The sequence below is a fragment of the Sphingobacterium thalpophilum genome, assembly GCF_901482695.1.
Taxonomy (GTDB): Bacteria; Bacteroidota; Bacteroidia; order Sphingobacteriales; family Sphingobacteriaceae; genus Sphingobacterium; species Sphingobacterium thalpophilum.
In genome coordinates this window covers 2563569-2577367 of record NZ_LR590484.1, presented here as the reverse complement: position 1 = coordinate 2577367, position 13799 = coordinate 2563569, and the positions used below count along the sequence as shown (strand labels likewise).

General features: G+C 39.1%; 9 protein-coding genes. 1 reads left to right on the top strand and 8 read right to left on the bottom strand.

Annotated elements, in window-relative coordinates; genetic code table 11:
- Positions 1–165: 165 nt before the first annotated feature.
- A complete protein-coding gene (gene acs, locus FGL37_RS10655) occupies positions 166–2082 on the top strand; it encodes an acetate--CoA ligase (protein ID WP_028072063.1) in 1917 nt (638 codons plus the stop codon).
- Positions 2083–2210: 128 nt separating this feature from the next.
- Here acs and FGL37_RS10650 read toward each other — a convergent pair whose 3' ends face one another.
- The 8 genes from FGL37_RS10650 to FGL37_RS10615 all read right to left on the bottom strand — a co-directional run bounded on the left by FGL37_RS10650 (position 2211) and on the right by FGL37_RS10615 (position 13777).
- Entirely contained in the window at positions 2211–3203 is a 993-nt protein-coding gene (locus FGL37_RS10650; RefSeq protein WP_051607318.1) for an energy transducer TonB, read from the bottom strand.
- 373 nt (positions 3204–3576) lie between these two features.
- Positions 3577–4008, bottom strand: coding sequence for a nuclear transport factor 2 family protein (locus tag FGL37_RS10645; RefSeq protein WP_081818005.1), 432 nt, complete (start codon positions 4006–4008; stop codon positions 3577–3579).
- 454 nt (positions 4009–4462) lie between these two features.
- Positions 4463–5464 carry a hypothetical protein gene (locus tag FGL37_RS10640; RefSeq protein WP_028072061.1) on the bottom strand — a complete coding sequence of 334 codons (1002 nt, stop codon included), beginning with the start codon at positions 5462–5464 and terminating at the stop codon, positions 4463–4465.
- 211 nt (positions 5465–5675) lie between these two features.
- On the bottom strand, positions 5676–6140 hold the full coding sequence (locus tag FGL37_RS10635) for a hypothetical protein (protein WP_028072060.1): 465 nt from the start codon (positions 6138–6140) through the stop codon (positions 5676–5678).
- Between the two features lie 675 nt (positions 6141–6815).
- A complete protein-coding gene (locus tag FGL37_RS10630; protein ID WP_028072058.1) occupies positions 6816–7679 on the bottom strand; it encodes a DUF4302 domain-containing protein in 864 nt (287 codons plus the stop codon).
- Positions 7680–7685: 6 nt separating this feature from the next.
- Entirely contained in the window at positions 7686–8594 is a 909-nt protein-coding gene (locus FGL37_RS10625) for a zinc-binding metallopeptidase (protein ID WP_051607317.1), read from the bottom strand.
- Positions 8581–10194: a RagB/SusD family nutrient uptake outer membrane protein gene (locus FGL37_RS10620; RefSeq protein ID WP_028072057.1), complete on the bottom strand. Its 1614-nt coding sequence runs from the start codon at positions 10192–10194 to the stop codon at positions 8581–8583. Before FGL37_RS10620 ends, FGL37_RS10625 begins: the two co-directional genes overlap by 14 nt.
- A 4-nt stretch (positions 10195–10198) precedes the next feature.
- A complete protein-coding gene (locus FGL37_RS10615; protein ID WP_232048677.1) occupies positions 10199–13777 on the bottom strand; it encodes a SusC/RagA family TonB-linked outer membrane protein in 3579 nt (1192 codons plus the stop codon).
- Between the last annotated feature and the right edge of the window lie 22 nt (positions 13778–13799).

Sequence of the window (13799 nt, the reverse complement as noted above, 5' to 3'; positions counted from 1 at the left end):
ATATAACAATCTTGATAGATAAAAGTAGTTTAACATTATATTAAACTTCAAATTGTTGATAAAATGGGCAAAAACCGCTAAATTGTACACCGAAATTGAAATATTAAAAACAATTTCGCAACGATAACTATATAAAATAAAATAATTCATAATAACCCTAATAAGATGAGCCTACAAATAAAATCATTTGAAGAATATCAGCGTGAGTATAAGCGAAGTGTAGAACAACCCGAAGAGTTTTGGGCGAGCATCGCGGATCATTTTTTCTGGAAGAGAAAGTGGAACAAAGTGCTTAACTGGAACTTTGAGGAACCAAATGTCAAATGGTTTGAAGGTGCTAAATTGAACATTACGGAAAATTGCCTTGACCGCCATATCTATGCAAATGGAGACAAACCAGCCATTATCTGGGAGCCGAACGATCCGAATGAAGCACATCGTATCTTATCGTACAAGCAATTGTTGCAGAAGGTGGAGCAATTTGCCAACGTATTAAAAAACAACAATATCAGAAAGGGCGACAGGGTCTGTATCTATTTGCCTATGGTACCCGAACTGGTGATCGCGGTACTCGCATGTGCGCGTATCGGTGCTATTCATTCCGTAGTTTTCGGTGGATTCTCGGCCCGTTCGATTGCCGATCGCATTATTGACGCTGAGTGTAAGCTGATCGTCACCTCAGATGGAAGCTACCGCGGTAACAAGACCATTGGTCTTAAAAATATTGTGGACGACGCCCTGATGCAGTGTGATACTGTCGAAAAGGTAATTGTATTGACCCGTACCCGTACACCTGTATCCATGATCAAGGGACGTGATGTATGGTGGGAAGACGAGATCAAGAAAGTAGAAACCCAAGGCAATCCCGCCTGTCCTGCTGAGGAAATGGATGCCGAAGATACTTTGTTCATCTTATATACTTCCGGCTCTACCGGCAAGCCAAAAGGTGTAGTACATACTTGCGGGGGCTATATGGTCTATACAGGTTACACGTTCATGAACACCTTCCAGTACCAGCCCAACGATGTATTTTTCTGTACAGCGGATATTGGCTGGATCACGGGACATAGTTATATCGTCTACGGACCACTTTCTCAGGGTGCCACATCATTGATGTTTGAAGGTATTCCGACTTTCCCGGATGCCAGCCGTTACTGGGATATCGTGGATAAATATAAAGTCAATATCATCTATACCTCACCGACAGCATTGCGCTCGCTAATGGCCTTTGGTGACGAGTATGTCGACAAAAATGATCTTTCTTCATTGCGGGTGCTGGGCTCGGTGGGCGAACCTATCAATGAAGAAGCCTGGAACTGGTTTAACGAAAAAGTAGGTAAAAAGAACTGTCCGATCGTTGATACCTATTGGCAAACCGAGAACGGGGGCCACCTAATTACATCGTTGGCGGGTGTCACACCTGAAAAGGCCAGCTACGCGATGTTTCCGATGCCGGGCATTCAACCTGCACTGATGGATGAGAGCGGCAAAGAAATCGAAGGTAATGATGTAACTGGCAACTTATGTATCAAATTCCCATGGCCGGGCATGCTGCGCACGACCTGGGGTGATCACGACCGCTGCAGACAGATCTACTTCTCTACATACAACAACATGTATTTCACAGGAGACGGCTGCTACCGCAGCCCCGAAGGGTATTACAAAATCACAGGCCGTGTAGATGACGTGCTGAACGTATCAGGACACCGGATCGGTACAGCGGAAGTTGAAAATGCCATCAATATGCACGCCGATGTCGTAGAGTCGGCCATTGTGGGTTATCCCCACGCCGTCAAAGGACAGGGTATTTATGCTTATGTGATTGCCAACCACCACACTGACGCAGAAGCAACGAAGAAAGATATCATGGAGACCGTTTCGCGTATCATCGGTCCGATTGCCAAACCAGACATCATCCAGTTCGTCAGCGATCTTCCCAAGACAAGGTCAGGAAAAATCATGCGCCGTATTCTGCGCAAGATCGCCGAAGGAGATGTCAGCAACTTGGGGGACACTTCCACATTACAGGATCCAACCGTAGTGGAAGGCATCATTCAGGGCGCTGAAAGTCTGAAAAAATAAATAATAACCTTTAACATAAAAAAGCCTTCTGAGTGGAAGGCTTTTTTATGACACGCTTGTTTGATACGGTTTGTAAAGATAGGATATAACTTTTACAAACCGATTTTTCGTGGTGTATGGAAGTGCGGTTATCGGGCAGAATTCAAACGAATTGGAAGCGTATAGCGTACATTAACCGGCTCACCACGCCAAATACCAGGCTTCCATTTTCTGGCCTGTTTCACCACACGGATTCCTTCTTCTCCAGTCCCGTACCCTAAGTCCTGTTCCACAACGAGGTTCTTCACATTCCCTTCTTTGTCGACAGTAAAACCAATCTCTACCGTACCACTTACCCCTCTTTTTAATGCCTCTTTAGGGTATCTATAATGACTACTTATAAATCCCATCAACCGGGATATCCCACCAGGGTATTGGGGATTGACTCGGTAAGTAGTGGAATCATACTTAATGATTTCACCACTGGCCTTCGTTGTGACTCCTGCGAGAAGCTTGTCTTTGCTGTAATTTTCTATGATTGAACTTTCGCCAAACTTCCCTTTCCATTCACCTTCACGCATGCTATTAATCATCTGTCCCTCTTCGTAGTCATTACCATATCTAAAGCGAATACGACCATTACCGTTTTCGAGCATTTTATTTTCCAGCGAGTCATAATAAACCACATAAATAGGTTTCTCGATCTTTAATTTCCCTTTTTTATCAACATAATTGGGATAAAAAACGGTCATCTCCAGTTTATTGTTAGGGTATAAATAAAATGCAGAATCAATCAGTCGGCTATCACTGCTATAATTTTCCAGACTTTTCAGTTTTCCGTCTTCGTAAAATTCATACTTCGTCCCTAGGTATTCAAATGATGGTTTTGGTTTTCTACTATCTGCTTTTAATTTGATGGAATCATTTCGTGTGTAGAACTCTTCGATGGTATAATACCTTCCTTCTCCTTCACCAAGCATATGGACGGTTCTTGAGAAATAAGCAGAATCACGTTGTTTGGTTTCATCACCATCCTGCTTATGGAAAGTAGTAAAAGAAACCTGGGCTAGCGAACCAAAATGATAGAAAATGAGCAACAAAGAGCAGATCAGTTTTGCTGAAAATTGTAAATAATGCCTCATACTAATTATTAATCTGGAAGCAATTTAACACTTTTTTGAGCAATCTTACAAAACTTAAAATTAAATAATCATTAACCGTATCGATGAGCTGCAATTTACCACAGTAGTTTTCCACATTGTGTAAATAACAGTATGATTAAGTAGAATCACAACAGCCTAACTGTTTTTAAACCAGATAATACAGCTTCCCTTGCATATCATCTTTCAGTATGCGCTGGATTTAGCCTATTATGTGCCTACCGCGTTTAGAAAGTCATTAAGTCATCCCTAGGACCAAGGATGCACATTTGCTGAATGTTTGAGAGCTAGCAAAAAAAAGCCACATCATCACGACGTGGCTTAAAATAAACATATGAATTTAATTAAACAGTTTCTATTTGTAGGCATTGACAGAACTCGAAACCTTCCATGTACCAGCTTCGTTGATCAACGTGACGAGGTCGATTTTTGAGAAATGCTCAAATTTCATGGTGATCCGGGCCACCATATAGTTTTGGGATTCTTCCAAAATTTCTGTATTGGTACTACAGTTCAGTTTTTCACCTTTTTGTTTTTTTAGGAAAGAAATGACCTCAGAACGTTTATTGGTCCGGGCGTTCTGCCCCTGAATTTTTTGACTAAAATCTGCCGCAAACAGCTGTTCCACACCATCTGAGGCACCTTCAGTCATTACAGACAGGTAGGTATCAATCGCCAAATCGGCTGTCGATAAGTTCAATCCCTTTCCTGGATCCTTTGCTGCCATGCTCATGGTGGATACCGCAATTAAAGCAGCGGCTGCGAATGTCTTTACTAAAGTTTTCATAATTGCTATACTTTATAGTGTTAGTTTTTTGTCTCTTTTCTAATTGTCGCAAGGATCTTGATTTTGTTGCATCATTTCCTTTAAGATTCTGATTCAAAAGTAAGACAATGCAACATGTGATTTTATTACATTTAGATCAATAGCGCAGAAAAGTCGGTGAATAATATACTTGAAGCGGTAAATAGATGTCCAGTCCAACGGAAAATTTAAAATTGAAGTAAAAAACGATTATAAATTTGATAATCCTGATAGGTACTTTGTTAAAGATAAGTTATCATCAACTCCATATCAATTCCTGACTGCATACGAGTTGTTAAAAACATGTCAATATGGTGATTGCACAATTAAAAGGTGGACTCAACGTGGACTCACTGTGCACACAAGGTGGTTACAGTCAAGAGTTGATCACCAGTTGATATGGATTTGATGCGTCAATACTGTTTTTCCCATTCTTCTATTTCATTCGAATAAAGGTACCATTTACGTAGTCAAGCTTCTGTGTATAATAGTTTATTTCAGAGCCTGATGCCAGCATTCCCCCTATTGCGCCCAACAACACCGAAGCGGCAACAACATTTGTTGCAGAAGCAGTTTCCTTAACTGGTCCTATAAAGATAAAGTCGTTTCCTTCCTTTGTCAAAGCATAAAACTGCCCTTGACTTGAAACAAATGGAAGACCAGCATGGACTACTGCATAATAATCTTTCGGATTTATCTTTCTGGGCTTCCTTTTTTCATTTTCTTTAAAGAAGCCCAAATAAAAATCACCATCTTTTAATTGGACCTGTCCAACTGAAGGGGTTTGACGGGCAAATTCCTGATATGTCAGATATAATCCATCTTTAATTGTTGTGGCATTGTAAAGTGCTAATTGTTTCTTTTGGATATAGTCATAATTTTCAATTTCGCTAAGACTATAGCTTTTTGTTGTATCACCTTTTTTGGTTAATGCGTCAAAGATTAAAGTATTGACTACGTCACTCGCACGCGTCAGAATTGCTTTGGTTACATCCATACCTTTCACGATAACCGATGTATCAATACGTACTAACGGAAAATAATCTCCGTTTCCCTTCTTGGCAAATAAAATTGCTCTGAAATCCAAAAATCCCTTTTCAGTGAAAGCACCTGTCAATTCGGCTATGCAGAATTTTTCCAACCTCATGAGCAATTCACCGTCGCCTTTACGGTCGGTTATTTGTTCCAACTGGCTCTGCAATTGTTTTTCGAGCGATGGCTCCGCCAAAAGCAATCGGTTTGCGTTCAGCATTCCTACTTGTATTACGCCGAGGTTATCTTTTATTTCTCTTGCGTCATATAGACTTATTTTGCCATAATCAGCAAGTTCAACTAGTTTATCTGCTTTCTTAAATTGAAATGGTCTCGTTTTTTGCTGTGCTTTCACCGCAACAACCTGTATAAGAACAATTAATAGGAGGCAAATAATACGTTTCATGGTAACCAAGTTTTCAGAAAGTATACAATAAGCTAAGGTATCATATTATTTGCTCTTCTGCAATGTTTGTACTTCTTTATGAATCGTGGGCTTTCCTTTCCACTTGCTATCTATATCTTTTAGAGTAAGTTCAAATGGGCTATCATAAAAAACATTATGGTAAGTTAATATTGGCAACTACAAGTATCCCACCTTACACACTCAGTTAAACTTAATTAGAAACGTCCCCAATTCGAGCTATAGGGATAGCTAGCAGTGATAATGCATTTAAAAGTGCTTCCTTATCAGCAACAGAAAAGGATATTTCTTTTCCATTATTCAGACACACACGCATGATGCTCGGGGCATCAGAAATTAAACCCCAGCCGTATCGAAAACTGTATCTGAAACCCCAGCCTCCAAAATCCCTTAATGCAGATATATCATGTATCTGAATAACGGAGATTTCACTCAGCTGATAAGTACGTTTGAAAATAGACATAACCGAATATTGGAACCCGTTAGTATTTATTTTAACGTCGACCCGATAAAAGACGAGGAGGACACCGACAAATAGGATAATTAGGTGAACACTAAAGGGAACTTTAGCAAATAAAAAAATTAAAATATACAGTACTACAAATAGTACAATTGCTATTTTAGGCATTTTTAACTTTTCCCGGAACATGGTATTCATATTTTCGGTTTATCCTTTATTTTATCTTGCAGCCTGCTTATTCCTCTTAGTATATTTAAATATACAAATTGTTTCACTCTGTAAAAATACAACCACTTTAAGTTCTGACCGTCGCCGCGGGAGTATCCTCCCTCTGCTGCCCACCGATACAATTACATTTTCTCCTTTGCCCTCGATTATTATCGGATTACCAAAAGAAGAAAATGTAGCTTTATCGTCCAACACCCCTAGCCAATTGTACATAGATGCCAAGTAGTCTATCCTTTGGAGCATCTGATACAACAGCATTCACTACTTTCCATTCATTTTGCGTAATAGAAGTCTTGTAACCAAGTCTACATTGCGGATGAAAGATAGTATTTTCAGTATTGGTTGTCTTCAGAGTCACCCCCAAATCTACGATAGCCGCGTCATATTTCATTTGAGTCTGATTGGACTGTATCCCCATAAAACTCCCAAAGGTGCCATTTAAATCTTTTTTTTGAACCGTAAAAGTAGCTGTCTGGGTCCCTATTCCAAATTGCGGGCTAAAAATCAATTTCCCTGCACGAAATGTAATCAATAGGTTGGTTCGACTACGTTGTAAAAACCCTCTCAGAGAAACTCTAGAGAGGGCATAATTTTAATAAACCTATGAAATATACGCTCTGCTTAATACAGAATGCATCGTTTTTATTAGCTCTGTGGGACTAATTTTATCGTTCCTTCATCGTTGGTAAAATAACCTTTTAAATATCCATCCGTTGGCTCTACATACTTTAACTCTCTAAATTTCACCCCACTTACATCATATTCCGTGTAGAAGTCAAGTCCCACAGGGGTGTAACGATAAGCAAGAGGTTTCGTGTTGCCCGCAATCAATAGTGCCCTTTTTGTTGCGACAGTAGCAAATGTCGCCGGAAACGACTCAGTTCCCACTTCAAACATATAATTCGAGAAAACATGAAATTTTTCAACGGCGGCCCTGTAAGACGCAACAATCGTTGAAGCTTCGTCGGATTTGACAGGCAATAAAACAATCTTATTATATGATTTCCGTCCTTCCATAACGATAGAATCACTTGATACTTTCGTTACCAAGAAATCATTTTCACCTTTCATACCTTCGTTACTCGCTCCAATTTGCGTTGATAAGAAGCCGGGCAACTGATAAGCAGCTTCTCTGTTAAAAACTCCAGGCAGCGCAAAATAATGGAAAATACGGTTATACGTATCGAACGTTAGAATCGGTCCTGCTCCAGGAGCAACAGTATAGGTACTTACTTGTGCAGACAGAGTTGTAAAATCACCTTCCACACTAACATCAGTGCTGTTGTTAAATTTAGCAAACAGCGTATATCCTCCAAACTCCAATCCGTTACTTGGGAAATATTTAATTATCCAGCCATTTTTATTTGACTGTAATTTGGAATATACATTTGCAACACTAGCATTTAAACGTTCAGTTGGATTTTCATCAAAAATATGATCCATTTTCTTTTCACAACTCGCGTTCAGAAACAAAATAGTTACTCCTAATATAAATAGTTTAAATTTCATTTTTTCTTAATTTAAAGTTGTTTGATCAAATGTGCTAAGACCAGGGTAACGGGCGAGAATATTTGCTCTCAAAATATCCATATCAACCCCCCACTCGGATTTCATGTAGTTTTTTACAATAGCTAATTTTGAGAGAATTAAAGCCCTTCCTGCAGCCGACGAATTTTCAACATTCAACATCGCGTCAAAGTCAGCCTGACTTCGGGTTACATAAAATGAGTATAACTCAGCAAAATCCTCCGTATCCGCTTTAGAAGCATAGGGTGAAATAAAACCAGCTGCAATTGCAGCCCCCGGATTATTTGCAGGATATTTGGCATTCCAATCATCCTCCACATAACCGGTCCCCGTAATCTCCTTGAAATTGCTCGGGTATGGCTTATTCTGATTCAAAATATGTTGAAATTCATGATGCACGGTTTTGAAAAACCTGCCAGTCAAAAAAGTTGGGTTTTGACCTGTAGTTTCATTTAGCTCCAGCAAATTATATAAAGAGACCTTAGTCCCTGACTCTGCAGTCCCCAAAATCATAACACCGTTTGTCTGAATCGGAGCAGAGCCAGTATAGGTGATTAATTTCGGGAAATTATTTTTTAAGAACTGCTTACTCCCAGTCACTTCAGTATACGGTTCCAGCACAAGATAAAGCATGAGTTTTGAAAGTCTAATCGAAGATTCAAGAGGTGCCGGTACCAATCTGTAACTCATATCGGACTCCTTGTCTACATACTTATAAAGTATCTCAACATTATATGGTAAAGTATAATTGTTATATAAATAATTATCCAACGCATTTTTTGGAATTGCCGAATCGATGAAAACACTGTTGGAACTTAATTTGTCTTCTTTATTGCATGCAGAAAAAAGTACTCCGCATAATGTCAATAATGTAGATAGTTTATTATTTAATTTCATTGGATCTAGGATTTGCTGTTAAACCTGCACTTATTACATCTTGTGGTAACTGAATCGCACGTCGATCATCCCGTACCGATAGCTTATTATCGGTTACAGTAAAAGTCATTGGACCATTGTTAACCGCAGGAGCTATTCTCCTGGTGATTTCAATTCCGTAACGTTTTATATCAAACCACCTCAGACCTGTATGGAGAAATTGTAAACGCTTCAGCGAAAGTACTGCATGGATCATATTTTCTTGCGTTCCTGATTCAATTTGAAAGTCTGGATTTAATTTCTTTTTAGGCGTAGGTGCAGTAGGGGTAAAATATTCAAAGGAATTCGCCCAATTATTAATAGAAGTTTCACTAATCTCCGCGGGCTGATTAATGGTATTGTTATTAATATGCATTTGCATATCTGCTATTGCTGCGCTATAATTTTTTAAATGAATATTGGCTTCTGCTCTATTCAATAAAGCTTCCTCCGAAGTAATCGGGGAATATACTCCACGAGCAAATCCAATCCCCGCAACTTGATCTGTATATTCAAAAATATAGGCAACATGTGGGAAAAGTACTTTATTTGCTGTAGTGCTGGTATAAGAAAAAGCTCTGATTCTATAGTCGGTAGAGGTTGACGCCTTACCGAAGGGTTGCCGCGCAAATATAGTCTCGGTCATCGCAATAGATCCGCCGTGGCTTATTCTATTGTTTGTTGAGTAACCACCAAAAGTTGTCCCCATAGCTGAATAAGCTGTAGCTAACAAGAAATTAGCTTTTATAGCGCTCGCATTATACTCTCTTGTTGTATTATTGATGGCAGCGGAGAAAGAAGCTATAGTTGCATAATCCCTTAATGTTGCTGACGGATTATTTCCCAGAGCTTCTGTCGAATATTCAACAGCCTTTGCCCAATCCTCCATAAACAATGCTACTCGTGATGCAAAGGTATAAGCCGCCGCACGGTTAAAATGATATTTCGCCACACTTGAGTTCGCATAGGAAGCATCATTAATTAACGGCAATCCTTCCTCAAGATCTTTTCGAATAAAATCATACACTTCCTGAACCGTATTTCGCTTATATTTCGGGTTTAACGTAGTTTCACCTTTGGTCATATAAGTTATACCTAGATCCGTCGCGGAATATTTTTTGGAGTAATTCTGTGCGAACATATTGACAAGAATCCAATGATTATACGCACGTGCAAGCAGTGCCTCTCCTCGCTGGGCATTCAAACTGGCCGAATTCCCCTGTTCTTCAATCGCTTGCAGAGCTGCGTTTGCACTGGCTATAGAACTATAGCAAGCCCCCCAGATGCGCTCAATCCCATCATTACTTGTTTCCGTTATATCTTGCCATTTGTAAATTTGCTCGATAAAGCGAGAATAGTTTAAATATACTGGTCCAACATCATCTACATTGTCAGAAGAAAGTTCGGCCACCATAACGTATGCATTCTCAGGGTAAGCACCAACCAGCATCTTACCTATTTTATCTGTGGTATTCAGTTCAGCCCTGTTATCAGGCAACACGTCTAGATATTTCTTACAAGAAGACAGGCCAGTCCCTATTATTCCTGTAAAAATTAAAATATATAATAGTCTCTTTTTCATATTCTTAGAATCCCATTTTTAAGGTTAAAGTATATTGTTTTGCAATTGGTAATGCCACACCACCGGAATTTACGAATTCTGGATCTTGTCCATTAAGACGTTTATCAGCATAGATCAACCATGGATTGATGACATTAAATCGTACCCCCAGATGGTTCATGTTTATAGATTTCACAAAACTTTTAGGCAATTCATATGATAAAGAAATATCCTTTAAGCGGATAAAATCGCCTTTAGCAACAGTTTCAGTGGAATAGTTATATGCATTATAGGCATAATCGTATTGACTGTTGTTTCTGATAAAACGTCTATCCAGGATGACCGGAATATTCGTAAACGCTTCATCACCTGGAACAGTCCATGCATCCCAGAATTCCCTTGGCGTAGCATTTAAGTCAGAATACCCTGTCTTATATGCTGGATCCAACCGAATTACATTTCCAAAAGAATAAGTTATAAATACATTTAGCTTAAAATTCTTGTAAGAAAACACGTTACCAAAGCTTCCCATATCAGTCGGTTCAGTCGGGCCTTCATATTTTAAAAAGTCAATTTTTTTTCGTTCCTGAAAATATACACCTGTAGTTGTCTCTGTACCATCTATATAATTATATACTGGCAAACCATTTGGAAGAAGACGGTTAAATGGAATAGAAAACAACGGCCTCACAGGATAGCCAGCCAATCCATATCCACCAGCAGCAATTAAATCAGAAACTCTGCTATTGTTTTCTAAAGCAGTAATTTTGTTTTTCGCTTTTGTATAGATAAAGCTAGAAACCCATGAGAAGTCTTGCTTTCTCAATATTGTTGCCGAAAGACTAAATTCCAGTCCGTGGGATTGCATATCAGCAACGTTACCATACTTCGTAATTTCACCTCCAAGTCCCTGTGTATTTACAATACCGATTAGATCAAAATTTTTGCGCTTATAATAATCAACATCTAATGCAATTCTGTTTCTTAATAACCCGATTGAGGTACCGATATTTAATTCATGCTTTTTCTCATATGTGAGTTCCGAATTTTCCAAATTAGAAATGGTCAGACCCGTTTCTTTATCAGAAGTATTAGGCCGCCAAGGATTATAACTCTGAATAATAATTTTCGAGTTAGTAACAAAATCTGGACCTCTGTCTGCTGTCAAGCTATAAGATCCTTTGAAACTCAAATTAGAAAACGGCGTATTCAATTTTTTAAAGAAATCTTCTTCCATCACATTCCACATTCCTGAGATATTCCATGTTGGCATCCAGCGTGCGGACGTTGTACGACCTAGACGATTAGTTCCTTCATAGCGTAATGTACCGTTAACAGTATATCGATTATCAAACGTATAATTTGCTGTACCATAAAATGCAACCTGCCTATTGCGAGCTGGAGCAATATCACCGTTTTTTCTTCTATCAATAGAATAATAATCTGCGTTTTCCTCTTGGCTCTTTTTGAACAGCTTATAGTCTATAAAGGGAATCTCGCCTAAATCATATTGTAATCCCCAGCCCCGAAACCAGTTCTGATTTCGGTCAACAGAATTTGTTTCTGCGCCAGCAAACACGTAAAGTTTATGAATTTCATTAAAGGTTTTATCAAAGGCAGCAGTAAATCTGAAGTCCTTTGTAAACATTTTATTATCTGTTCGATTATAAATTCCACCATATGGTAAAACAGAAACAGGAACAGCATAAGGATCACTGGGATCAGTATAGAGAAAAGGATTTGCATCACGAATAAACGTTGTCGGCATCCAGCGATAAGCCAGTGCTTGGTTCGACTGATCCTTAATATAATGTTGTTGTGAAGTTTGTTGATACCTTGTTGCTGCTAGTAAGCCCAACTCCAATGCTTTTACCGGCTTCCACTTTAATTCACCTTGAAATTTGATATCTGCAGCATTGATATCCATGTAATTATTATCTAGCTCATGCAGAATATTAAAAGGAGCATAATTCCGTGTATAGAATTCATTTGGATCGAGCGTCCGTGAAGTATTTAATGCGTAACTGTAGGGATTAATATCGAAATCGCGCTTAATTTCCATCGAAACTCGATCCACTGATGAACCTAACGTACCAGGTGCACGTTGGTCCCGATACGATCCATTTGTCCTCAAATCTAACTTAAGGTTATCGAATAGGTTATAAGAAGCGTTGAACATTCCTGTATAGCGCTTTACGTCAGATTTTCGGGCCCATCCATTATCAAAAACTCCACTAATAGACGTATAATACTGTGCCCTTTCCGTACCTGAAGAAAGACTAATCGAGTGGTTCTGCATGATTGTCCGACTGAACAATTGCTTAAACCAATCGGTATTACGGTATTCGGCATTCCTTAAGTAGGCATTCCTTGCTTCCTGTGTGTTTTCTAATTGTCCTGCCTTGATCAACTCATACATTTTCCCGTAGACCCCCGATTCAGACCTACTTGCAACATCAGCCATTGTTAACCATCCCCTTTGTTCAAGAATTTGATAAAATGCCATCTGCTCCTGAGAATTCATGATATTGAAATTATTGTAAGAAGGAATAGACCTAGAAGTGAACTCACCAACGTAATTTGCAGAATTTCTACCAGCTGTGCCTTTTTTTGTTGTAATGACAATTACTCCGCCCATAGCCCGAGCACCGTATATAGAGGTTGCCGAACCGTCTTTGAGCACTGTGAATGACTCAATGTCATTGGCATTTAAACCAGCAACTGCAGAGCTGATTAAGGTCAAGGCATCTCCCGACGATAGATCATCTGAAGAAACATTCGCAACATCTTCTATAATAATCCCATCGATTACCCAGAGTGGCTTCGAACTTCCATAAATTGACGTTGCTCCACGGACCCGAATTTTTGGAGCAGATCCAAACGTTCCAGTTGTATTTTGAACTGAAACCCCCGCTACACGTCCTTCTAATGCTCTTGATGGGTCAGGAAGTCCACCGAGTTCAATATCTTTCATATCAACCTTAGCTGTAGCTCCTGTAAACGTTCTCTTATCAATTTTAGCTCCAAGCCCTGTTACAACAACTTCGTCAATTTGATTTTCATTGGAATCCAATACAATAGCTATGACAGTTCTATTATTGACACGAACCTCACTATTATTAAACCCAACATATCGGATAACCAATACATCATGTCCGTCCGCATTTATCTTAAAATGTCCATTTGCGTCAGTTTGGGTTGAAATCGAGGTGCCTTTAACGGTAACAGTAGCGCCAGCTAACAGGTTTCCGTTATTATCTTTAATCGTTCCTGAGATTGACTGTTGGCTGTCTTCTGAAACGGTTTTGTTCTTTTTATTACTATTGACAGATATTGTATTTGCAATAATCCTGTACTCGATATTTTTATCTCCTAGCACAGAGTTTAACGCCTCTTCAACAGTTGCATTTTTTAGATCGATTGTAATACGAGATTTAGCGTTTAAGTTTTCGCTATAAAGAACGCGTAAATTCGATTGTTTGGAGATAGCGGAAAGAGCCTCTTCAATCCGTGCATTCCTCATTTTCAATGTAACTTTTTGTGCTGTTCCTTTTGCATGGACACCCGTTACAAATGCAAATAAAAGACATGTACTAATTTTCATAATACGTAGGGGTTTGCAAAAC

Bases quoted from the DNA above. Each gene is read 5' to 3' on its own strand.
- acs (WP_028072063.1), top strand. From the start codon at position 166: ATGAGCCTACAAATAAAATCATTTGAAGAATATCAGCGTGAGTATAAG.
- FGL37_RS10620 (WP_028072057.1), bottom strand. From the start codon at position 10,194: ATGAAAAAGAGACTATTATATATTTTAATTTTTACAGGAATAATAGGG.
- FGL37_RS10630 (WP_028072058.1), bottom strand. From the start codon at position 7,679: ATGAAATTTAAACTATTTATATTAGGAGTAACTATTTTGTTTCTGAAC.
- FGL37_RS10615 (WP_232048677.1), bottom strand. From the start codon at position 13,777: ATGAAAATTAGTACATGTCTTTTATTTGCATTTGTAACGGGTGTCCAT.
- FGL37_RS10625 (WP_051607317.1), bottom strand. From the start codon at position 8,594: ATGAAATTAAATAATAAACTATCTACATTATTGACATTATGCGGAGTA.
- FGL37_RS10640 (WP_028072061.1), bottom strand. From the start codon at position 5,464: ATGAAACGTATTATTTGCCTCCTATTAATTGTTCTTATACAGGTTGTT.
- FGL37_RS10635 (WP_028072060.1), bottom strand. From the start codon at position 6,140: ATGAATACCATGTTCCGGGAAAAGTTAAAAATGCCTAAAATAGCAATT.
- FGL37_RS10645 (WP_081818005.1), bottom strand. From the start codon at position 4,008: ATGAAAACTTTAGTAAAGACATTCGCAGCCGCTGCTTTAATTGCGGTA.
- FGL37_RS10650 (WP_051607318.1), bottom strand. From the start codon at position 3,203: ATGAGGCATTATTTACAATTTTCAGCAAAACTGATCTGCTCTTTGTTG.